Annotated in this window: 22 protein-coding genes and 1 pseudogene; 18 read left to right on the plus strand and 5 right to left on the minus strand. The window is 70.0% G+C overall.

Going from position 1 to position 20,275, the window contains the following annotated elements; all coding sequences use genetic code 11:
- The first annotated feature begins 3 nt into the window (after positions 1-3).
- The 5 genes from ACQPXM_RS17110 to ACQPXM_RS17130 all read left to right on the plus strand — a co-directional run bounded on the left by ACQPXM_RS17110 (position 4) and on the right by ACQPXM_RS17130 (position 6,974).
- Positions 4-450 (plus strand): GNAT family N-acetyltransferase, encoded by a 447-nt coding sequence (locus ACQPXM_RS17110; protein WP_432949685.1) that lies wholly within the window; start codon positions 4-6, stop codon positions 448-450.
- A gap of 946 nt (positions 451-1,396) precedes the next feature.
- Positions 1,397-2,143 carry a 4-hydroxy-tetrahydrodipicolinate reductase gene (gene dapB / locus ACQPXM_RS17115; protein WP_432949687.1) on the plus strand — a complete coding sequence of 249 codons (747 nt, stop codon included), beginning with the start codon at positions 1,397-1,399 and terminating at the stop codon, positions 2,141-2,143.
- A 16-nt stretch (positions 2,144-2,159) separates the two neighbouring features.
- Positions 2,160-2,600: a hypothetical protein gene (locus ACQPXM_RS17120; RefSeq protein ID WP_432949689.1), complete on the plus strand. Its 441-nt coding sequence runs from the start codon at positions 2,160-2,162 to the stop codon at positions 2,598-2,600.
- 213 nt (positions 2,601-2,813) lie between these two features.
- Complete coding sequence (locus ACQPXM_RS17125) at positions 2,814-5,270, plus strand: ATP-binding protein (RefSeq protein ID WP_432949691.1); 2,457 nt, start codon at positions 2,814-2,816, stop codon at positions 5,268-5,270.
- A 117-nt stretch (positions 5,271-5,387) separates the two neighbouring features.
- Positions 5,388-6,974 carry a hypothetical protein gene (locus ACQPXM_RS17130; protein ID WP_432949693.1) on the plus strand — a complete coding sequence of 529 codons (1,587 nt, stop codon included), beginning with the start codon at positions 5,388-5,390 and terminating at the stop codon, positions 6,972-6,974.
- Positions 6,975-7,454: 480 nt separating this feature from the next.
- Here ACQPXM_RS17130 and ACQPXM_RS17135 read toward each other — a convergent pair whose 3' ends face one another.
- Positions 7,455-9,164 (minus strand): alpha/beta hydrolase, encoded by a 1,710-nt coding sequence (locus ACQPXM_RS17135; RefSeq protein WP_432949695.1) that lies wholly within the window; start codon positions 9,162-9,164, stop codon positions 7,455-7,457.
- A 182-nt stretch (positions 9,165-9,346) separates the two neighbouring features.
- Here ACQPXM_RS17135 and ACQPXM_RS17140 point away from each other — a divergent pair, with 182 nt between their 5' ends.
- The 3 genes from ACQPXM_RS17140 (at position 9,347) to ACQPXM_RS17150 (ending at position 11,747) form a co-directional block, all read left to right on the plus strand.
- Entirely contained in the window at positions 9,347-10,102 is a 756-nt protein-coding gene (locus tag ACQPXM_RS17140; protein ID WP_432949697.1) for an SDR family NAD(P)-dependent oxidoreductase, read from the plus strand.
- A 105-nt stretch (positions 10,103-10,207) separates the two neighbouring features.
- Positions 10,208-11,122 carry an RNA polymerase sigma-70 factor gene (locus tag ACQPXM_RS17145; protein WP_432949699.1) on the plus strand — a complete coding sequence of 305 codons (915 nt, stop codon included), beginning with the start codon at positions 10,208-10,210 and terminating at the stop codon, positions 11,120-11,122.
- Positions 11,123-11,183: 61 nt separating this feature from the next.
- On the plus strand, positions 11,184-11,747 hold the full coding sequence (locus ACQPXM_RS17150) for a GrpB family protein (RefSeq protein ID WP_432949701.1): 564 nt from the start codon (positions 11,184-11,186) through the stop codon (positions 11,745-11,747).
- A 7-nt stretch (positions 11,748-11,754) separates the two neighbouring features.
- Here ACQPXM_RS17150 and ACQPXM_RS17155 read toward each other — a convergent pair whose 3' ends face one another.
- The gene (locus ACQPXM_RS17155) at positions 11,755-12,387 is read right to left on the minus strand and encodes a TetR/AcrR family transcriptional regulator (RefSeq protein WP_432949703.1); all 633 of its coding nucleotides are present in this window, start codon (positions 12,385-12,387) and stop codon (positions 11,755-11,757) included.
- Between the two features lie 55 nt (positions 12,388-12,442).
- On the opposite strand from ACQPXM_RS17155, the gene ACQPXM_RS17160 reads away from it, so the two are divergent.
- The 3 genes from ACQPXM_RS17160 to ACQPXM_RS17170 are packed head-to-tail and all read left to right on the plus strand — an operon-like array spanning position 12,443 to position 13,761.
- A complete protein-coding gene (locus ACQPXM_RS17160; protein ID WP_432949705.1) occupies positions 12,443-12,733 on the plus strand; it encodes a hypothetical protein in 291 nt (96 codons plus the stop codon).
- A 60-nt stretch (positions 12,734-12,793) separates the two neighbouring features.
- Positions 12,794-13,345 (plus strand): DinB family protein, encoded by a 552-nt coding sequence (locus ACQPXM_RS17165; protein WP_432949707.1) that lies wholly within the window; start codon positions 12,794-12,796, stop codon positions 13,343-13,345.
- Positions 13,345-13,761, plus strand: coding sequence for a DUF5655 domain-containing protein (locus ACQPXM_RS17170; protein ID WP_432951037.1), 417 nt, complete (start codon positions 13,345-13,347; stop codon positions 13,759-13,761). Before ACQPXM_RS17165 ends, ACQPXM_RS17170 begins: the two co-directional genes overlap by 1 nt.
- A gap of 135 nt (positions 13,762-13,896) precedes the next feature.
- On the opposite strand, the pseudogene ACQPXM_RS17175 reads toward ACQPXM_RS17170, so the two are convergent.
- Positions 13,897-14,229 (minus strand): annotated as a pseudogene (locus ACQPXM_RS17175) (alpha/beta fold hydrolase); the annotation flags it as partial.
- Positions 14,226-14,621: a cupin domain-containing protein gene (locus tag ACQPXM_RS17180; RefSeq protein ID WP_432949709.1), complete on the minus strand. Its 396-nt coding sequence runs from the start codon at positions 14,619-14,621 to the stop codon at positions 14,226-14,228. The gene ACQPXM_RS17180 and the pseudogene ACQPXM_RS17175, both read right to left, overlap by 4 nt.
- A 52-nt stretch (positions 14,622-14,673) precedes the next feature.
- Between ACQPXM_RS17180 and ACQPXM_RS17185 the strand changes: the two genes are divergently transcribed.
- The gene (locus tag ACQPXM_RS17185) at positions 14,674-15,651 is read left to right on the plus strand and encodes a GlxA family transcriptional regulator (RefSeq protein WP_432949711.1); all 978 of its coding nucleotides are present in this window, start codon (positions 14,674-14,676) and stop codon (positions 15,649-15,651) included.
- Positions 15,652-15,689: 38 nt separating this feature from the next.
- A complete protein-coding gene (locus tag ACQPXM_RS17190; RefSeq protein WP_432949713.1) occupies positions 15,690-15,926 on the plus strand; it encodes a hypothetical protein in 237 nt (78 codons plus the stop codon).
- Here the strand turns inward: ACQPXM_RS17190 and ACQPXM_RS17195 are convergent.
- Complete coding sequence (locus ACQPXM_RS17195) at positions 15,923-16,531, minus strand: GNAT family N-acetyltransferase (protein ID WP_432949715.1); 609 nt, start codon at positions 16,529-16,531, stop codon at positions 15,923-15,925. The two genes, ACQPXM_RS17190 and ACQPXM_RS17195, sit on opposite strands and share 4 nt — an antisense overlap.
- A 122-nt stretch (positions 16,532-16,653) precedes the next feature.
- Between ACQPXM_RS17195 and paaA the strand changes: the two genes are divergently transcribed.
- From paaA to paaE, 5 genes are read left to right on the plus strand one after another with little or no spacing between them, the layout of a single operon-like run.
- Positions 16,654-17,580: a 1,2-phenylacetyl-CoA epoxidase subunit PaaA gene (paaA, locus tag ACQPXM_RS17200; RefSeq protein WP_432949717.1), complete on the plus strand. Its 927-nt coding sequence runs from the start codon at positions 16,654-16,656 to the stop codon at positions 17,578-17,580.
- Complete coding sequence (paaB, locus tag ACQPXM_RS17205) at positions 17,577-17,855, plus strand: 1,2-phenylacetyl-CoA epoxidase subunit PaaB (RefSeq protein WP_012920592.1); 279 nt, start codon at positions 17,577-17,579, stop codon at positions 17,853-17,855. The genes paaA and paaB overlap by 4 nt, the downstream gene beginning before the upstream one ends.
- The gene (gene paaC / locus ACQPXM_RS17210; protein ID WP_432949720.1) at positions 17,852-18,592 is read left to right on the plus strand and encodes a 1,2-phenylacetyl-CoA epoxidase subunit PaaC; all 741 of its coding nucleotides are present in this window, start codon (positions 17,852-17,854) and stop codon (positions 18,590-18,592) included. Before paaB ends, paaC begins: the two co-directional genes overlap by 4 nt.
- Positions 18,586-19,116: a 1,2-phenylacetyl-CoA epoxidase subunit PaaD gene (gene paaD / locus ACQPXM_RS17215; RefSeq protein ID WP_432949722.1), complete on the plus strand. Its 531-nt coding sequence runs from the start codon at positions 18,586-18,588 to the stop codon at positions 19,114-19,116. Before paaC ends, paaD begins: the two co-directional genes overlap by 7 nt.
- A complete protein-coding gene (gene paaE, locus ACQPXM_RS17220) occupies positions 19,117-20,202 on the plus strand; it encodes a 1,2-phenylacetyl-CoA epoxidase subunit PaaE (protein ID WP_432949724.1) in 1,086 nt (361 codons plus the stop codon).
- Positions 20,203-20,275: the final 73 nt, after the last annotated feature.

Genomic DNA, 20,275 nt, shown 5'->3' on the forward strand with positions numbered 1-20,275 from the left:
CGCGTGCTGACCCAAGTCCTGATCGAGCCGCGGCCGCGCGACGACCTCGGCCTGGTGCTGCTGCTCGATCTGGCGCTGAAGGAGCTGTTCACCCGGTATCCGGCGAGCACCTCGCACCCGGTCGACCCGGCCACATCCTTCCTGGTCGCCGAGGCGGGTGGCCGCGCGGTCGGCTGCATCGGCCTGATGCCGATCGTCGACGGCCTCGGCGAGATCAAGCGGATGTACGTGCACCCCGACCACCGGGGGCACGGCATCGCCCGCCGCCTGATCGCCTCGGCCGAGGCCGTCGCCCGGCACCGCGGCGCGACGTCGCTCCGGCTGGCGACCGGCGTACGGCAACCGGAGGCGATCACGCTGTACGAGTCGATGGGCTACCGGCCCATCCCGCCGTACGGCAAGTACGTCAACCAGCCCACCGCGCTCTGCTACGCCAAGTCCTTGACCTAGTCCCGGCTCACCGGCACCATGCGGGACCCGCGCCGCCGAGCCGCACCCACATGCCTTGCGCACCCCCATGCCCCGCGCCCCGGTGCCGCCGCACCGCCATGCCCGGCGCCCCGGTGCCGCCGCGCCCCCATGCCCCGCGCCCCGGTGCCCCGCACTCCCATGCCCCCGGCCGACGAGCCCTGCGGCCTCGCGGCCCGCCTCCCAGCTGATCGCCACGTCACCGACTCACGCGAATATCGCCCCGCCCCGGCAGCGGATCGCCCGTCACTTCGGCACCCGCCGAGCCCGCCACCACCCGCTGCCCCATTTGCCGGGTTAACCCTGGAGATGGTGGGTCCGCTGCGGTCCTGCGGCTATGGAACCCACAACCTCCAGGGTTAACCCGGCAAATGCGGTGGGTGCGAGGCGGCGAAGTGTGGTCGTTCGAGGCGGTGGGGACGCGGCGCGGTGGCAGCGGCGCCCGGCCCCCATTTGATCGGTTAGCCGTGGAGCTGGTGGGTTCGCTGCGGTCCTCCGGCTATGGATCCCACAACCTGCAGGGTTAACCCGGCAAATGAGGTGGGTGCGAGGCGGCGAAGTGTGGTCGTTCGAGGCGGTGGGGACGCGGCGCGGTGGCAGCGGCGCCCGGCCCCGATTTGATCGGTTAGCCGTGGAGCTGGTGGGTTCGCTGCGGCTCTGCGGCTATGGAACCCACAACCTGCAGGGTTAACCCGGCAAATGCGGTGAGTGCGAGGCGGCGGGGGACGAGGGGCGCGGCGCGGCGGCGTACGCGGTAACGAGGCGGGTCGAGGGGTGCGGCGTACGGGTGTGACCGGGATGGGGCGACAAGACCGGCGAACGCGGTGACCGGAGTGCTCGTGCGGCGTGCGGGCCGAGGGGTGGGGCGGTGGGGCCGCCGCGGGTGGATGAGATCCTTGGCCGGTCGGCTTGTCGGGAAAGGGTGCGGATGATCAAGGTCGGGGTGTTGGGGGCCAAGGGCAAGATGGGTACCCAGACGTGTCTGGCGGTCGAGGGCGCGGACGGGCTGGAGTTGGTGGCCCGGCTCGATCAGGGCGACGACTTGGCGGAGCTGACCAAGGCCGGCGCCCAGGTGGTGGTCGACTTCACCCGGCCCGAGGTCGTGATGGACAACCTGGCCTGGTGCATCGAGAACGGGATCAACGCCGTCGTCGGCACGACCGGCTTCGACGACGAGCGGCTGGGCACGCTGGCCCGGCAGCTGGAGCAGAGCCCGGGCACCGGCGTACTGATCGCCGCGAACTTCTCCATCGGCGCGGTGCTGATGATGCAGTTCGCCGCGAAGGCCGCCAAGTACTACGAGTCGGTCGAGATCGTCGAGCTGCACCACCCGGACAAGGTCGACGCGCCTTCCGGTACGGCGCGGCGGACCGCGGAGCTGATCGCCGCGGCCCGCCGCGAGGCCGGATCCGGCCCGATCCCGGACGCGACCACGACCGGCCTCGACGGCGCCCGCGGCGCCGACGTCGACGGGATCCGCGTGCACGGCATCCGGCTGCGCGGCCTGGTCGCGCACCAGGAGGTCCTGTTCGGCGACACCGGCGAGACGCTGACGATCCGGCACGACTCGATGCACCGGGAGTCGTTCATGGCCGGCGTCCTGCTCGGCGTCCGGCGGATCGTCGACACCCCGGGGCTGACGGTCGGGCTCGAACACTTCCTCGACCTCGACTGACGGCGGGACCACGGGGATGACCGCCAAACGGGCCGCGATCGTGATCGCGGTCGTGTTCGTCGCGTACGCCGTCCTGCTGGGCTGGCGCGGCGTGCTGCTGATCGGCACCGGAGACCCGGTCGCGATCGGGCTGGGTGTCGCCGTCCTGGTGATCCCGCTGCTCGGCGCGTACCTGGTCTGGCGCGAGCTGCAGTTCGGACGGCGTACCGAGGAGCTGGCCCACGAGCTCGACCTCGAAGGCGGGCTCCCGGTCGACGACCTGCCCCGGCGCCCCTCCGGGCGGATCGAGCGATCGGCCGCGGACGCGGCGTTCGCGCAGTACCAGGCCGAGGTCGAGGCCGCGCCGGACGACTGGCGGACCTGGTTCCGGCTGTCCACGGCGTACGACGCCGCCGGCGACCGCCGCCGTGCACGAGCCTCGATGCGCACTGCGATCGCCCGGCACGACCGCCTCTGACAGCAGGTGACTGCCCACTGACCAACCGTGAATCAAGCGGCTGTCTGAACTGGTGGGTTTTCGGTAGTTGCCTGGGAACCGGTTGCAGCGGGAGACAACCCGGTGGAGTTGCGGCTATTTTTCTAAGGGTGCGCGGCAACCGCCGTGTACGGGTCGGAGACTGGGTGGAGCCGTCCTGTGCCGTCTGACGGGTCTCGCCGTGGCTCGGACGACGTGCGAACCACGGGTTTCGGTGATCTGCTGCGCCGGCACCGGCGAGAGGCCGGACTGTCGCAGGAGCGGTTGGCCGAGCTCGCGGGGCTGAGCGTCGACGCGATCGCGGCCCTCGAACGAGGTCGTCGCCGCGCGCCCAGGCCGCACACCCTGAGGTTGCTCGGAGACGCTCTCCAGCTCGACGCGCCCGGCCGGGCCGAGCTCGGGGCCGCCGCCCGCCGTGACGGCGACAGTCCACGCTCGACCGTGCGGCCGCCGCCGGTCCCGGCGAACCAGCTGATCGGCCGGTCCACCGATCTGACCCACACCGGTCGCTTGCTCGGCGAGCGCGCCACCCGGCTGCTCACGTTGACGGGTCCGGGTGGGGTCGGCAAGACCCAGCTCGCGCTCGCACTGGCCGGCGGAATCGGGCACAAGTTCGACGACGGGGTGGGCTGGGCGCCGTTGGCACCGATCGCCGATCCGGCCGCGGTGGCGTCGGCAATCGCCGCCGCGATCGGGCTGCACCCGCTCGACGGTGCCCGGCTGGTCGACGAGATCGCCGAGCTGATCGGGCACCGCAAACTCCTGATGGTCCTGGACAACTGCGAGCACGTCGTCACCGACGCGGCCGTGGTCTGCGGCAGGCTCCTGGAGTCCTGCCCGAACCTGTCCGTCCTCACGACGAGCCGCGAGCTACTCCGCGTACCCGGCGAGAGCGTGTACGTCGTACCGCCGCTGGCCCTGCCGGAGTTGGAGCAGCAGCCCGACGCGTCGCCGGCGGTCCGGCTGTTCGTCGATCGGGCCACCGCGCGCGGCAACGCGCCGGGGGAGCAAATCGAGCAGGTCGCCCGAGTGGTCCGCCGGTTGGAGGGCATGCCGCTCGCGATCGAGCTGGCCGCGGCGCGGACCAACGTGCTGACCGTCGAGGAGCTGGCGACCGAGCTGGAGACGTCGTTCGGCATCCTCGCCGGCGGTGCCAGTACGGCGGGACCGCGACAGCAGTCGTTGCTGGGCGCGATCGGCTGGAGCTACGACCTTCTCACCGTGCCGGAACGGGAACTGTTCGCCGAGTTGTCCGTGTTCGTTGGCGGCTGGACGCTCAACGCCGCCGCGGCGGTGCTGTCCGGTACGACGACGCCCGGTCCGCGCGAGCGAGCCGAGACGCTCGATCTCACCGGCCGCTTGGTGGACAAGTCGCTGATCCGGGTCAGCCGCGAGGGTGGGATCGGGCGGTACGACATGCTCGCGGTGATCCGCGAGTTCGCCGCCGACCGGCTCGCGGCGAGTGGCCGGGCCGAGCAGGTCGCGCGCAATCACGCGGCCTTCTACCTCGCTCTGGCCGAGGAAGCCGAAACCAATCTGCGCGGCGCGAACCAGGGGGCGTGGCTCGACCGCCTCGAAGGCGAGCTGGACAACCTGCGGGCCGCGATCAACTGGTCGCTGCGGACCGAGTCGAGCGCCGAGGCGATCCGGCTGGCCGGGGGACTGTGGCTGTTCTGCTACCTGCGCGGCCACTACGCCGAGGGCAGCGACTGGCTGGAACGCGCGCTCGCGCTGGTGGATCACCAGCCCGAGCTGCAGTCCGCGAAGGCGAAGGCCCTGCTCGGTGCGGGCATGCTCGCCTTTCTCCAGTGCGAGTACGACGTGGCGACCACGCGACTCGAAGCAGCACTGGCGCAGTACGAGGAACTGAACGACACGGCCGGTACGGCGCTGGTGATGCAGCGGCTCGGCAGTGTGGCCCGCGAGCGGGGCGACTACGTGACCGCCGAGAGCCTGCACTGCCGCAGCTACGACCTGTTCGAAAGCCTCGGCGACCGGGCCGGGATGGCCTGGGCGCACAACCAGCTCGGCTTCGTCGCGTGGTTGCGCGGCGACCTCGAGATCGCGACCCGGCGGTGCCGGCGAGCCCGCGACAGCTTCCGGACGCTCGGCGACGGCGAAGGGCTCGCCTGGTCGCTGATCAGCCTCGGCACCATCGCGCAGTACGGCGGTGAGCTGGGCGAGGCGGAGGAGTTGCTGCAGGAGAGCCTCGCGCTGTCGCAACGGCTCGGGTACCGCGAGGGCGTCGCGTGGTCGCTCAACCAACTCGGCATCGTCGAACGCCGGCGGGGGCTGACCGATCGTGCGGTGCACCTGCTCGACGAGAGCCTGGCCGAGCACCGGGATCTGGGAGATCGCTGGCGGTCGGCGAGCGTGCTCGAGGAACTCGCGACGGTGGCGCAGCAACGCGGCCGCACGGAGTACGCCGCGTTCCTGCTCGGTGCGGCCGACGGGATCCGCGAGGTGATCGGCGCGCCGATCCCGGAGATCGAGAAGGCCGATCGGGAGGCGACGCGGCAGGCGATCGAGCAGGTCCTGGATCGACGTGCGTTCCGCGCGGCGTGGTCGGCGGGACGTGCGACGCCGCTGTCGGCGGTCGCGGACGGTTACCCCGGCCCGTGGGCCGCTCCGGACAGGTCGACCCGGCTGTAGCTTCGACCGTCTGTTCCAGCTGGCGGGAAATCGTTCCACTCCCTTGGCAAACGCTTGCCAACCGGGGAACCGCACCGCAGACTGTCCCTCCTGATCCGCCCATCAGGAAGGTTTTCGATGACCAAGAACTTCAGCCGCCGCAGCGTGCTCGGCGCCGGCGGCGCCCTCGCCGCGACGGCGATGCTGGGAGCCCGCACCGCCGACGCAGGTACGCGATGGCAGTCGGACCTCGTCCGCTACGACGCGAGCTACCGCCTGGTCTACCGCGAGGACAGCGAAGGCAACCGCATCCCGGACTTCAGCCATGCCGGCTACCGCCACGGCGACCGGCCGATCCCACACGTGCGCACCGTCAAGACGGTCCGGCCGATCGACGGTGACAACACCGCCCACCTGCAGGCCGCGCTCGACGAGGCCGGCGCCCGTCCGCTCGACCGGACCGGCCACCGCGGCGCCGTACTGCTTGCTCCCGGCAACTATCCCGTCGCGGGCACGCTGCGGGTGAACCGGTCCGGGGTGGTGCTGCGCGGTTCTGGTGACGGCGCCGACCCGCGCCGTGACACGATCATCCAGGCGACCGGCAACACCCCGGCGTCCCGCGACGTCGTCGTACTGGGTGGCAGCGGACCGGCGACCGGCTGGCGCGGTGAGGTGGCCGGGACGCGGACCGACATCACGTCCGACTGGGTGCAGGTCGGGTCGCGCTCGTTCGAGGTCGCCGACGCGAGCGGGCTGCGAACTGGCGACAACATCATCATCGTGCACCCGTGCACCGAGGCCTGGCTGGCCGCGGTCGACCACGGCGGGACGGCGACCGACGCCGGATGGACCGTCGACAGTCAGCCGATCATCTACAACCGCCGGATCACCGGGATCCGCGGAACCACCGTCACCATCGACGTCCCGGTCTTCGAGCACCTGCGCCGGGATCGCTCGCAGTCCTATCTGTACGTCTGGGACCGGGCCGGCCTGGTCACCGAGGTCGGCCTGGAGAAGTTGCGCATCGACATCCAGTTCGCCGGCGATCCCGACGCCGATGAGGCGCACGCGTTCGTCGCGGTCAAGGTCCGGCAGGCCGAGGACGCGTGGGTCCGGGACAGCACGTTCCTGCACTTCGCGAAGGCCGGCGTGGAGACGACCGAGGCGACGCGGGTCACGGTGCGCGACTGCAACGCGCTCGATCCGGCCTCGGTGGTGACCGGCGGACTGCGCTACAACTTCAACTGCGAGGCGTTCTCGCAGCAGGTGCTGTTCGTGGACTGCCATGCGACGAAGGCGCGGCACGCGTTCATCTCCAACGGCGCGAGCAGCGCGTCGGGCATCGTCTTCCTGCGCGGTACGTCGGTCGGTGCGCTCGCGTCGAGCGAGGGGCACCGGCGGTGGAGCCAGGGATTGCTGTGGGACAACTTCGTCGACCGCGATCCGAAGGTGGACCTGGTGCTCGGCATCTACAACCGCGGGGACTACGGCACCGGCCACGGCTGGGCGACCTCGCACTCGGTCGGCTGGAACTGCGACACCGGGACCGCGAAGCTCGTCGTCCAGAAGCCGCCGACGGCGCAGAACTACGCGATCGGGTGTTCGGGAGTGATCACCGGGGACGGGCCGTTCGAGCAACCGGCCGGCTACATCGAGGGGGCGAACCGGCGCGGACTGTTCCCGCCGTCGCTCTACCAGGCGCAGTACCTGGACCGGCACCGCTGACGCTCGGGTCCGCACCGGGTCCCGGGCGGCGCGTCACCAGGACGCGCCACCCGGGCCGGTGGTCCGGAGACGACCGCCCCGCCGTCTCCGAAACTGGCCTCGCGAGGCACCACGACCTGGGGGATCGAAGGTACCCCGCGAGGGATCTGTGCCGGGCCGGCAACGCGCAACGTGGACCCGGCCGGCTGTGTTCCCTGTCTGACCCCCCAGGCAGTCCCCCCACCCCACAGCCGGCCGAAGCCGCGTCGGCGATGTCCCCCGATCGCCGGCCCTCCCCGTCGACGTTCGGTTCTCCCGCGCTGACTCCAGGTTGTCCTGGTCACGCTCTGTCGCACAGGGACGCAACCCTGACATCGCCCTGACAAAGCAGTGGTGACAACGAAAGCGTCGCGCGGTTTTCGCGCATTGTGACCACGACCTGGCAGTCCGTACCGGAAATTCCGTTGAATTCGGGTCTGTTCCCCTGGTCCTGGCCTTAATTCAGTGCAGATAACCGGAAAGGTTGCGGGTGAATCCGGCGATCCGGTGCAGCGGTGCGCCTTCGCCGCCTTCCGGCGGAGGCGGCATCGTCGGCGCGGGCAGTCCCTCGCCCTGACAGGTGGTGTCCCGGGCCGGTGCGCGACCGGAGCCGAGGAAGGCGTCGACCAGTTGGTCGGCGCACTTGTTCACGCCGCCGTAGATGCCGTGATCGCCCTCGCCGGCGATCGTGATCAGCCGCGAACCGGCGTACCGCCGATGGGCGGACCGAGCCAGTACGACGTTGGTCGCCGGGTCGTGCACGGACTGGATCATCAGCGTCGTCGGCAGCCCGGCGCCGGTCGGTGTCGGCAGGGTGCGGCGCGGCCGATCCCACGCCAGGCAGGGGTTCTCGTTCATGCCCCAGCCGAGCAGCGGGTAGCGCGGGCCGAAGCGCGCGGACAGCATCTCGCCGTACTCGCGGCCCTGTGGCCAATCGCTGTCGTTACAGGTGACGGCGGTGAAGGTGGCCTGCTGCGCGTCGTCCGCGAACGGCCGGCTGAACGGGCTCAAGCCGACTGCCGGCCTCGACGCGCGCTGGACGAGTTGCCGCTGCCGCTCGACCGGCAGGGCGTCGACCTTGCGCTGCGCGGCGCGTGGGCCGCCGGTGCTCTGGGCCTTGGACAGGTCGCGGAGAAATGCCAGATCAACGGCGAGACTGTAGAAATCCGCCTTTGTATACATATCGCCGACCACGAGGTTGTCGAGGGTGTTCTGGTCGTAGCTGATCTTCACCGAGCCGTCGAGGTATTCCTCCACCGCGGGCTGTTTCTTCAACTCGGCCCGCAAGCGTTCGTAGGTGCGCAGGACCAGCCGCGCAGTGTTACCGAGTTTCAGCTCGCTGTCGTACTTGGCCGCCCAGGGCGCGAAATCCTCGCGGAACCGGCGCTCGAAGGCCTGCGGCTGGGCGGCGAACGTGTCCAGCCAGGGACGCGTGAAGTCGGTGTTCGAGTCGAGCACGAAGCGGCCGACGTGCTCGGGGAAGAAGGTCTGGTAGTAGGCGCCGAGCCAGGTGCCGGCCGAGTAGCCGACGTAGTCGATCTTCGCGTAGCCGAGCAGGTGGCGGATCAGGTCCATGTCCTGCACGGTCTGGGCGGTGTCGACGTACGGGAGCAGGCCGCGGGACTGGCGGTCGCAGTACGGGCGGGTCAGCTCGGTGGCCTCGGCGATCAGCTCGAGATTGGCCGGGTCGCGGTCGCGGGCGTCCATCGTGTACCCGGGTGCGCCTTCGCAGCTGACGTTCGTGCTGTCGCCGGTGCCGCGGGGGTCGAAGCCCACCGCGAGGTGGTCCTTGGCGAGCGCGGCGCGGCTGGCCAGGAACGGCGCCATGCCCAGGCCGGCGCCACCCGGACCGCCCGGATTGCCGAAGACGACCCGGCTCGGCTTTCCGGTCTTCGGCGCGACCTTGCTGACCGCGATCTGGATGTCGTCGGCGTGTGAACCCTGGTGCCACCAGTCCCGCGGGGCGGTGATCTTCGCGCAGGTCACGCGCAGCTCCGGGTCGCCGCAGGTCTTCCAGACCGGTTTCTGGTCCAGGTAGCGGTTCGAGACGTAGCCGGGTCTCTTCAGCACCGGCGCCGGCTCGACGGCGGCGGTCGCGCCGGAGCCGGGAACGACGAGCAGGGCGGGAAGGCTGATACCGAGGCCGAGAACGGCCAGGGTACGGAACTTCATACATCCTCCGGGGATGTCCGATCGTGACGGGACCGTCGCAATCTGTCACGCCGACCTCCCGCGGTCGAACACCACCCCCGGCTCGTCGGCGGAACGTCGTCCTTCTGAGGCCCGATGTCACAGCCGGGCAGGCTGTCTCGTCTCGGGATCCGAAGGCAGGATCCCGAGACGAGGAGTTGGTTGTGAGCGAGCGAAAGATCGCGTTGGTCACCGGCGCGAACAAGGGGATCGGGCGAGGGGCCGCCGAGCAACTCGCCGCTCTGGGGATGACGGTGCTGCTCGGCGTCCGGGACCCACGGCGGGGTGAGGAGGCCGCCGCGGCACTGCGAGCGGCGGGTGGTGACGTTCATGCGGTGACTCTGGATGTCACCGACCAGGCGGTCATCCAGCGGGCCGCCCGGGAGATCGAGTTGCGGTTCGAGCACCTCGACGTCCTGATCAACAACGCCGCGATCACCGGATCCGGCCAGGTCTCGCCCCAGGATGCCGTCGACCAACTGCCGAGCACGGTCGACCTGGAGATGGTTCGAGCCGTCTTCGAGACCAACGTGTTCGGGGTGATCGCGGTGACGAACGCGATGCTGCCGCTGTTGCGGAGGTCCCCGGAGCCGCGCATTGTCAACGTGACCAGTCATGCCGGCTCGTTGACCATCAACAGTGATCCGGACGGCCCCTTGGCCTCCTTGCCGTCGTCGGCGGCGTACTCGCCGTCCAAGACCGCACTGAACGCGTTGACGGTGCAGTACGCCAACGAACTGCGCAAGGACGGAATCCTGGTGAACGCGGTCGCGCCGGGATTCGTCGACACCGACAGCAACAACCACACCGGAGTCCTGACCGTCGCGCAGGGCGCCGCTGTGCTGGTGCGGCTGGCCACGGTCGGCGCGGACGGGCCGACGGCAGGGTTCCTCCCTGAGGAAGGGCCAGTGCCTTGGTGATCTCAGGCTGGAAGTCACAGATCGCGGCTTCGTGGTGTCTGGGTGTGGAGCAACGGGTTCTGGTCAGGAGGGTGGGCGGATGCGGGGTTTCGTGGTGGAGCCGGCGTGACGAGGGCCGCGGAGTTCGAGGAACTGCGGCCGCTGCTGTTCTCGATCTCGTACCGGATCCTGGGCAGCGTGAGCGAGGCCGAGGACGCCGTCCAGGAAACCTGGCTGCGGTTCGAGTCGGCGCCGAAGCCGCCCAGATCGGCCAAGGCGTACCTGTCGGCCGTGGTGACGCGCATCTCGATCGACGTACTGCGCTCGGCGCGGGTTCGCCGGGAGCAGTACGTCGGTCCTTGGTTCCCCGAGCCGCTGGTGACCGACCCCTACCAGGACCCGGAGCGGTCGGCGGAACTGGCCGACTCGGTGTCGATGGCGTCCCTGCTCCTGCTCGAGCGGTTGAGTCCGCTGGAGCGCGCGGTGTTCGTCCTGCGCGAGGTGTTCGGGTTCGGCTTCCCGGAGATCGCCTCGGTGGTGAGTCGAACGGAGGCCGCGTGCCGCCAGCTCGCCGTACGGGCCCGGCGGCATGTGGACGCTGGACGGCCTCGGTTCGACGCAGACCGAACTGAGCGAGACGCACTCGCCGGGAGATTCCTGCAGGCCTTCCGGGAAGGAGACGTCCGCGGGCTGACCGAGCTGCTGGCGGCCGACGTCCAGCTGGTCGGTGACGGTGGCGGTAAGGGGCCGCAGTGGGCCGATCGGTACCTCGGCACCCGCAGCGTGACGCGGGTGCTCACCGTGCTTGTCGAGCTGTTCTCGCGGATCGGCGCCCGCCTGGAGCCGCACGAGGTGAACGGCCGCCCCGGCGCGATCTTCCGCGACCGCGACGGCAAGGTGCTCAACGTCTGGACCCTGGAGATCGCCGACGGGCAGGTTCAGACCATCCACGCGGTGAGCAACCCCGACAAGCTCGGCCATCTCGGACCGGTGGCGGACGGCTGGGCCGCCCTTCGGGAAGCACGCCGATCCGTACGCTGAACGGTGCTGCGGCGCTCAGACATCGCGTTCCTCACCGCCGACTGCCTCCTATGCTTCTGCCATGGAGGACGAGCGACTGCGGGCCGTCACGGTCGGCGACATGCCACCGGCGCATCAGAAGATCGTCATCGCCGATTACGATCCCGTCTGGCCTTCCTGGTTCGAGGAGGCGGCGGCGCGAATCCGCGGCGTCCTCGGTGAGGTGGCGCTTCAGATCGACCATGTCGGTTCGACGTCGGTGCCCGGGCTGCCGGCGAAACCTCTCATCGACATCAACCTGCTCGTCGCCGACCCCGCCGAAGAATCGGCCTACGTTCCGCAGTTGGAAACCCTCGGTTACGTCCTGCGCGTCCGTGAACCCGACTGGTACGAACACCGGATGCTGCGCGGGACGGACCCCCTGGTGAACCTGCATGTCTTCCCACCCGGCTGCGCCGAGGCCGACCGAGTACTGCTCTTCCGTGACTGGCTGCGCACGAACGCGGCCGACCGCGACTTGTATGCCCGGACCAAACGCGAACTCGCGACGCGGAACTGGAAGTACGTCCAGGACTACGCCGATGCGAAGTCCGCAGTGGTGAGCGAGATCCTCGCCAGGGCACAGGAGACGCCGGCACGCGGGTGAGTAGTAGCTAGGCACACAGTTGCGGGCGCAGTACGTCGTACGCCCAGTCGGCGTATTGCTTGGTGGTCCAGCCGCGGTTGGTGACGAGCAACAGGTAGAGCTCGGTGCTCAGTACGCCGTACAGAACGTCGGCGGCGTGCTCAACGGCGACGTTCGGCCTGGCGCCGGGTTTGCCGAGCAAGCTGGTCGCGGCCGCGGTCTGCACGGTGAGCCGCGGATCTTCGCGCTGGTCGGGCCAGAGCTCTGCGATCGTCGCGTCCGCGGCGGAGGCCGCCTCCAGCATCTTCATGATCGGCGCGACGCGGGCGAGCACCTCGCAAGTGCCCTCGACGTGAACGCGGAGGTGCTGTTCGGCGGTGCTGGTCGCCAAGGCGTCGCGGAACCACTGGCGGTCCATGGTCGCGACCGGCTCGTCGTCGCCGGCGATCGTGCGGTCGACCACCTGCTTCAGCACGGTCTGCTTGTTGCCGAAGCCGTAGTAGATCGTCTGCACCGCCACGCCGGCCGCAGCCGCGATGTCCTGCAGGGCGGTCGCGCCGTACCCGTCGCGCACGAACAACTCGGTCGCCGCGTCCAGGACCCGGGCGCGGGTGAGTCGGGACTTCTCGGCTCGGCCGTCCACCTTCTTGACCTGGGTCATGTTTGTAGTCTATCTCTAGAGTCAATCACTAGAGTTCAACTACAAGGAGACCCTGATGAGCGTACTGCGACTGACGCGGCTCACCGTGACCCCGGCCGACGTCGACGAGATGCTGGTCCGGCGGTCCGCCCTGATCGAGGCGGTGCGCAAGACCACCGACGGCCTGACCGAGACGAAACTGGCCCGCGTCGACGACGAGACCTGGCTGGACGTCTGGCGGTGGGAGTCCGGTGACGCCCTGGATGCGGTCACCGCGGTGGCGCCGACCTGGCCCGAGGCTCAGGCGGCGTTCGCGCTCGTCCAGGACGCCACGGTGGAACGGCTGGAGCTGGTCGACGAGCGCTGAGCGGAGTTCTGTCGGCGCGGGGTCCTAGGGTTGGGACGACGTCTGCGAGAGGTGGCTGTGATGGGAGCCGGCGAGCTGCTGATCGGGCAGTTGGAGTTCTACTGGGACGTGCATCTGCGGCCTCGGCTCGACGGGCTGACCGACGCGGAGTACTTCTGGGAGCCGGCTCAGCCGAGCTGGAGTCTGCGCGTCGACGAGACCGGCCGGGTGACGTACGACCTGGAGGACCCGGCGCCGGATCCGCCGCCGGTGACGACGATCGCGTGGCGGATGGCGCACATCGCCGTCGGGTGTTTCGCGGTGCGCGCGAACGCCTTCTTCAACGACGGGACAACGCCCGCGGACGCCGACATGTTCGATCCGCGGCAGCTCCCCGCCGACCTGCCGGCGACCGCCGACGCCGGACTGAAGTTCCTCGATCACTGGTACGCCCGCTGGCACGACGGCATCCGCTCGCTGGACGAGGGGGCGCTGGCTCGCCCGTTGGGCCCGAAGGGCGGCCCGTACGCCGACGACTCGATGCTCGCGCTGATCGCTCACCTCAACCGCGAGACGATCCACCACGGCGCCGAGATCTGCCTGCTGCGGGACCTCTATCGCGCCCGCGACTGATGTGGAGGTGCCCGCGCTGCGGCCGCACCTTCGCAGCGCGCAACCAGACCCACACCTGCCGCCCCCTCGGCGACCTCGACCACCACTTCGCCGGCAAGGATCCGGTCGTTCGGGAGATCTTCGACGCGGTGCTGGGCGCGCTGCCCGGCCCGGTCGAGATCCTGTCCGAGAAGACGCGGATCGCGCTGCACGTGCGGATGAGTTTCGCCGCGTTCGTCCCGCGCGTGCACTGGCTCGACGGCCACGTCGTCCTCGCGGAACCGCTTACCAGTGAGCGGTTCACGAAGGTCGAGACCTATTCCCGGCACAACGTCGTGCATTTCTTCCGATTGCGGACACCCACCGAGGTGGACGAAGAAGTCGCCGACTGGCTCAGTCGCGCGTACGCCGTCGGCCGCGGCGACCATCGCCGGTGAGCTCGCCGAGGATCGCGCGCTGGACGGCGTCCGAGGGATCGTGACCCCCGGCGTACGGGCGTCGGCTGCCCAGTCCAGGTCGAGCTTGTCCAGCGGACCGATGCCTGCGACCGAGCTGCACCGTGTCACCTGGTCGGGCAGCAGCGCCGCACACGCCAGCGCGTGCGGCGCACCTCCGGAGAAGCCGGTGACGGCGAACCGGTCCCAGCCCTCAGCGTCAGCCAGCACCGCGACGTCGGCGACCGATCGGCCGGGGTGGCGCGTCGAGCCGTAGCCCGGACGGCCGGGGACCAGGACACGCAAGCCGGAATCGTTGATCGCGGCAACGACATCCGGGCGCTCCCAGCGGGTCCCCGGCGTACCGTGCAGTGACACCACCGGTGTTCCGTCGGGTCGGCCGTAGCCGCAGTACCGCAGGACTCTGTCGTTGGTGGCGACCTCTCGGGTCTCCGGCGGTGTCCAGGTCACGGCTCCAGTGTGAGGGGCAGGCCGGTGTGGGTCTTGATGTGCTCGGGGATCTCCTCGTGCTGGTCGCCGGTGGTGGGGATCCCGGCGGGTTCGATCACGACGATGGACGCGCCGCCTTCGGAGAACGGGCGGTGCTCGACGCCGCGGGGGACGACGAACAGTGAGCCGGGGGAGAGGGTGACGGTGCGCTCGTCGGGGTCGCGCAGGCCGATGCCGAGTTCGCCGTCGAGGACCAGGAAGAGTTCGTCGGTGGTTTCGTGCAGGTGCCAGATGTAGGTGCCGGCGACCTTGGTGACGCGGACGTCGTAGTCGTTCAGCCGGGCGGCGATCCGCGGGCTCCAGAGGTCGTCGAAGGTCTTCAGGACGGCGTGCAGGTCGACTGGTTCGTTCATCTGCTCAGCCTTGCCGATGGTCTGGCGACGCAGTGAGTGCTAGAAATGGCGTGTGTCGAAAGAATCCTCGCAGCATCGGGTGGTCGTGATCGTCGACGCCGGGTCCAACCCGTTCGAGCTCGGCGTGGCGACCGAGTTGTTCGGGTTGCGCCGGCCGGAGCTCGACCGGCCCTGGTACGACTTCGCGCTCTGCACGCCGGAGCCCGAGACGCGCATGCATCACGGCTTCTTCACGCTCAGCGGAGTCGGCGATCTGAGCGAGGTCGACACCGCCGACACGGTGATCGTCCCGAACCGGCCGGACCCCGAGGAGCCGCCGTCGGCCGCGGTTCTCGACGCCGTACGCCGGGCGGCCGCGCGCGGAGCCCGGCTGGTCAGCTTCTGCACCGGCGCCTTCACGCTGGCGGCGGCCGGAGTGCTCGACGGCCGTCGGGCCACGACGCACTGGCGCTGGACTTCGGCGTTCGAGCGGATGTTCCCGGCGGTCGAGCTCGAGCCGGACGTCCTGTTTGTTGCTGACGGCAATGTCTACACGGCGGCGGGCAGCGCGGCCGCGCTGGATCTCGGTCTGCACCTGATCCGCACCGACCACGGCGCCGAGATCGCGAACGCGGTCAGCCGCCGACTCGTGTTCACCGCCCACCGCGAGGGCGGTCAGCGGCAGTTCATCGACCAGCCGGTCCCGGCCGTGGCTGACACCTCCCTGGCTCCGTTGCTCGACTGGGCTCGGGCCCACCTCGACCAGCCCCTGACCGTGACGGACCTCGCCGACCGCGCGGGAGTCAGTCCGGCCACCCTCCACCGGCGTTTCCAGTCCGAACTCGGGACGACTCCGCTCGGCTGGCTCACCACCGAACGGGTCGCTCTGGCGTGCCGGCTGCTCGAACGCGGCGAATCCGGCCTGGACCGCATCGCTCGCCGCTCCGGGCTGGGCACGGCCACCAATCTCCGCCTGCAACTCAAACGCAGTACCGGCCTCACGCCGAGCAGCTATCGTCGCCGCTTCACATTGAGTCCCTCGCCGGCCTAGGCCAATTCGGTGGCCTGGGGCCCGACTGGGTCGACCCGGTGTGCCTGCTGCTGGAGTCGTCCATCGGATCGCTGGATGCGGAGGAGCTGTTCCTGCGGTCGAGTCGCGGGGCGGCCGCGGATCCCGTGGCCGTTGACGCGTTCCTGGTCGCGCTGGCGTCGTACTGGCGGCATGCCGGGAGTCAGTCGGCGGACGCAATGACCCGCTGGATGCGAGCGCGGCAGGTGCGGTCGGGTGAGGCGACGGTGAAGTGGTTGCGGAAACGCTGGGGCTAGTCGTCAGCGCCCGGCGCGGCGTGCAGTCGGACCTGCTTGATCCGGACGCTGCCGTCGCCGTACAGGTCGAGTTCGCGGTGGGCGCCGTCGGGGGCCCAGCCGGCGTCGGTGTAGAAGGCGCGCAGGACGTCGTCGGTGGAGGTGACCCAGACGGTGACGCGGCTGAAACCGTCGGCGCGGGCGGTGTCGACGACGGCGTTCAGGAGCCGGGAGCCGTGGCCGGCGCGGGTGGCCTCGGGCTTGACGGCGAGTTCGGCGATCAAGGCGTCCTGGCGGGGGTCGCCGTCGGGGTCGTCGGACGGGGTGATCGCGGCGAAGCCGACCAGGTCGCGGCCGGCGAGGGCGACCAGCACGCGGTTGCGGGCCTCGCCGGGTGACAGTAGCGCGGCCCGCCACTGCGCGGCGAACTGCGCCGGGTTCAGGTCGAGCAGTACGTCGGCCGGCAGGACCCCCTCGTACGCCCGGCGCCACGCCGCGACCTGCACCTCGCCGATCGCGTTCGCCTCCGCGGGCAGGGCCAGCCGCACGCTGGTCTCCGCGATCGGCGACTCTCCGTGCATCGCTGCCAGGCTCTCAGGTTCCGGTACGCCGAACTCGCTGCTCATGGGCTCCATCCTCGCAAAGCGCTCGACGAAGCCGGTCGGCAGGACACCTCCCGCGTCCGCTGTTGTGACACTTCTCGTCGGATCTAGCGAAGAAGTGTCACATCTGAGCTATGCTGACGAGCATGGACAGCTTCCAGGCCACCATCGACGCCGACGGCCGGATCGAGCCGCGGGACGCGATGCCGGAGGGGTACCGCAAGACTCTGATCCGGCAGATCGCTCAGCACGCGCACTCGGAGATCATCGGCATGCAGCCCGAGGGCAACTGGATCAGCCGCGCGCCGTCGTTGCGCCGCAAGGCGATCCTGATGGCCAAGGTCCAGGACGAGGCCGGCCACGGGCTGTACCTGTACGCCGCGGCCGAGACGCTCGGCGTCGACCGGGCCGAGCTGCTCGACCTGCTGCACAGCGGCAAGCAGAAGTACTCCAGCATCTTCAACTACCCGACGCTGACCTGGGCCGACATCGGCGCGATCGGCTGGCTGGTCGACGGCGCCGCGATCGTGAACCAGGTCCCGCTGTGCCGCTGCTCGTACGGGCCGTACGCGCGGGCGATGGTGCGGGTCTGCAAGGAGGAGTCGTTCCACCAGCGGCAGGGCTTCGAGATCCTGCACACGCTGTGCAACGGCACCGACGCCCAGAAGGCGATGGCCCAGGACGCGCTGGACCGCTGGTGGTGGCCGAGCCTGATGATGTTCGGCCCGCCGGACGCCGCCTCGACGCACTCGGAGCAGTCGATGGCCTGGGGGATCAAGCGGCACAGCAACGACGAGCTGCGCCAGCGGTTCGTCGACATGACCGTGCCGCAGGCCGACGTCCTGGGACTGCGGGTGCCCGACGACAACCTCCGGTACGACGAGGAGACGGGCCACTACAGCTTCACCGAGCCCGACTACGAGGAGCTCTACCAGGTGGTGAAGGGCAACGGGCCGTGCAACAAGCAGCGGCTCGCCCATCGCGTGAAGGCGCACGAAGACGGCGCCTGGGTCCGCGAAGCCGCTGCGGCGTACGCCGAGAAGCAGGCGCGCAAGCAGGAGGAGGCCGCATGATCGAGCCGCTCTGGGAGGTTTTCGTCCGCTCGCGCCGCGGCCTGTCCCACACGCACGTCGGGAGCCTGCACGCGCCGGACGCGACGATGGCGCTGCGCAACGCTCGCGACGTCTACACCCGCCGTCAGGAGGGCGTGTCGATCTGGGTGGTCCGCGCGGCCGACATCACCGCGTCGAGCCCGGACGAGAAGGACGAGTTCTTCGACCCGGCCGGTGACAAGGTGTACCGGCACCCGACCTTCTACCAGGTCCCGGAAGGTGTCGACCACCTGTGAACGACCTCTTCACCTACACGCTCCGGCTCGGTGACGACGCGCTGATCGCGGCGCAGCGCACCGCCGAGTGGATCGCGGCCGCGCCGCAGCTCGAGGAAGACGTTGCTCTGGGCAACATCGGCCTCGACCAGCTGGGGCAGGCCCGCTCGCTGCTCCAGTACGCCGCCGAGGTGGAGGGCGCCGGCCGGACCGAGGACGACCTGGCCTACTTCCGCGACGAGCGCGACTTCCTCAATCTCCAGCTCTGCGAACTCCCGAACGGCGACTTCGGGCACGCGATGGCCCGGCTGCTGTACTTCGCGACGTACCAGCACCTGCTGTACGAACAGCTCCTGAGCTCGGCCGACGAAACGCTCGCGGGCGTGGCCGGCAAGGCGGTCAAGGAGGTCGCGTATCACGTCGACCACGCGACCCAGTGGGTGCTGCGCCTCGGCGACGGCACCGAGGAGAGTCACCGCCGGATGCAGGCCGGGCTCGACTCGCTGTGGCCGTACACGGCGGAGATGTTCGAATCCGACCCGCTGGTCCAGCGGCTCGACGTCGCGGTCGACCCCGCCGGTCTCGAAGAGGAGTGGGTACGCCGGGTCACGCGCGTGATCGACGAGTCGACCTGCGAGCGCCCGGCGTCGGCGTACCAGCACAGCGGTGGCCGCGACGGCAAGCACACCGAGCACCTCGGCTACCTGCTCGCCGAGCTCCAGCACGTCGCCCGCTCACATCCGGGAGCGACATGGTGACCCACCACCGCGTTGGGTCCGAAGAGGCGAGCGCCATAGCCCACGATCCTTCGGACGCAGCGATCTGGGCGGCGGTCGGTGAGATCGCGGATCCCGAGGTGCCGGTGCTGACGATCGCGGACCTCGGCGTGCTGCGCGACGTGCGGCATGAGGGCGACGAGGTGGTCGTGACGATCACCCCGACGTACTCGGGCTGCCCGGCGATGGACGTGATCCGGCACGAGGTCGAGCTGACGCTGAACCACCTCGGCGTCGACGGGCGCGTCGAGACCGTGCTGTCGCCGGCCTGGACGACCGACTGGATGAGCGAGGCGGGCAAGGCGAAGCTGATCGAGTACGGCATCGCACCGCCGACCGGCAAGCGCGCGGTCGGGGGACCGGTGAGCGTGTCGCTGACGATCCGGTGCCCGCTGTGCGGCTCGCCGGACACCAGTGAGCTGAGCCGGTTCGGGTCGACGTCCTGCAAGTCGCTGTGGCGGTGCAACTCCTGCCGCGAGCCCTTCGATCATTTCAAGGCGATCTAGATGACCTCCGTACTGCCGAAGCGCCGCGCGACCTTCCACCCGCTGAAGGTGAAGGCGATCGAGGCGATCACCGACGACTCGGTCGCGATCACCTTCGACGTCCCGCCGGAGCTGGCCGCCGACTACGAGTTCGCCGCCGGCCAGCACCTGACCGTACGGCGTACCGGTGAGGACGTCCGGCGCAGCTACTCGATCTGCTCGCCGGCTGGGTCGGGCGTGCTGCGGATCGGCGTGAAGAAGATCCCCGGCGGTGACTTCTCCTCGTACGCCGCGCACGAGCTGAAGCCCGGCGACACGCTCGAGGTGATGACGCCGCTCGGCCGGTTCGGCACGACGTTCGACCCCGAGCACGACAAGCACTACGCGTTCGTTGCCGCGGGCAGCGGGATCACGCCGGTGCTGTCGCTGGTGGCGACCGTTCTCCAGGTCGAGCCGCTGAGCCGCGTCACGCTGCTGTACGGCAACCGCACCGCGGGTTCGGTGATGTTCGCCGACGAGCTGGCCGACCTCAAGGACCGGTACGCCGAACGCTTGCACCTGGTGCACGTGCTGTCGCGGGAGTCGACCGAGGTCGAACTGTTCAACGGCCGGATCGACACCGAGCGGCTGCGCCGGATGTTCGAGGTGATCCTGCCGGTGAAGACGGTGGACGAGTGGTTCCTGTGCGGGCCGTACGCGATGGTCGTCGGTGCGCAGGAGCTGCTGCTGGAGCAGGGCGTGCCGCGCGAGCAGGTGCACGCCGAGCTGTTCCACGTCGGCGACGAGGCGCCGGTCGCGCGGGCCGAGCAGACGGTCGTCGACGAGGACGCCGCCGAGGTGACGGTGATCCTCGACGGACGGCGCTCGACGTTCCCGCTCGGTGAACACGCGAAGGCGGTGCTCGACGCGACGCTCGCCGTACGGTCGGATGCTCCGTTCGCGTGCAAGGGCGGCGTGTGCGGGACGTGCCGGGCCAAGGTCGTCGACGGCAGCGTGCGGATGGACACGAACTGGGCTCTCGAGCCGGACGAGATCCGGGCCGGCTACGTGCTGACCTGCCAGTCGCACCCCACCTCGGCCAACGTCACACTCGACTTCGACGCGTGACGGTGGTGCCTGCGCCGTTGTGTCGGTGAGCGCTGAGAGAATCGGCGCCTCACGACAGATGGGGGTGGGGCGC

Origin of the sequence: Kribbella sp. CA-253562 (assembly GCF_050942265.1) — a bacterium.
In the GTDB taxonomy this organism is placed as follows: domain Bacteria; phylum Actinomycetota; class Actinomycetes; order Propionibacteriales; family Kribbellaceae; genus Kribbella.